The 1,191-nt window shown below is 61.5% G+C and carries 1 protein-coding gene; it reads left to right on the top strand.

From position 1 onward, the window contains the following. A partial coding sequence (locus tag IGB42_RS21795) for an Ig-like domain-containing protein (RefSeq protein WP_159675653.1) occupies positions 1-1,191 on the top strand: 1,191 nt, incomplete at both ends.

Here is a 1,191-nt window from a genome sequence, read left to right as displayed (position 1 = left end):
CACCCCGGCCAACAACTACACCGGCGCGGACAGCTTCACGATCACTGTCAGCGACGGCAAGGGCGGTAGCGATACCGTGACCGTCAATGTGGGCGTCACCCCGGTGAACGATGCACCGGTACTGGTTGACGGCAATGGTGATCCGCTGGGCAACAACCAATCCATCACCACGCCGGAAGACACCCCGGTCAGCGGCACCCTGGTGGCGACCGATGTCGATGGCGATGCACTCAGCTTCGTGAAGGGCACCGATCCGGCACATGGCACCGTCACCGTTGATATCAATGGCAACTGGACCTACACGCCTGCGAATAACTACAACGGCGCAGACAGCTTCACTGTCACCGTCAGCGACGGTAAGGGCGGTAGCGATACCGTGACCGTCAACGTGGGCGTCACGCCGGTCAACGATGCACCGGTCGGCAAGGATGAAAGCATTACCACCCGCCAGGACACTCCGTTCAATGGCTCGGTCACCGGCACGGATGCCGATGGCGATACGCTGACCTTCAAGCTGGCTACTGGTGGTGATCCGGCCCACGGCACGGTGACCGTCAATGCCAATGGCAGCTATACCTATACCCCGGCGGCCGGCTACAACGGCGCGGACAGTTTCAACGTAACGGTCGATGATGGTCATGGCGGCACCAGCACGCTGACCGTTTCGGTTGGTATCAGCCCTAACAACGCGCCAGTGTTCACCGACAACAACGGCCCGTTGGGCAACAGCACCAGCGTGACCACACCGGAAGACACCCCCGTCAGCGGTGCATTGACCGCTACGGATGCCGATGGCGATGCACTGACCTTTGCCAAGGGGACCGATCCGGTCCACGGCACGGTGACTGTGGATGGCAACGGCAACTGGACCTACACCCCGGCCAATAACTACAACGGCGCGGACAGCTTCACTGTCACTGTCAGCGACGGCAAGGGCGGCGTGGATACACTGACCGTCAACGTGGGCGTCACCCCGGTCAACGATGCGCCGGTGTTCACCGACAACAACGGCCCGTTGGGCAACAGTACCAGCGTGACCACACCGGAAGACACCCCCGTCAGCGGTACGCTCACCGCCACGGATGTCGATGGCGATGTACTGACCTTTGCCAAGGGGACCGATCCGGTCCATGGCACGGTGACTGTGGATGGCAACGGCAACTGGACTTACTCGCCAGCCAACAACTACAA

The organism is Andreprevotia sp. IGB-42 (genome assembly GCF_009848685.1).
Taxonomy (GTDB): domain Bacteria; phylum Pseudomonadota; class Gammaproteobacteria; order Burkholderiales; family Chitinibacteraceae; genus Andreprevotia.
This window is presented reverse-complemented; position numbering and strand designations above follow the sequence as displayed.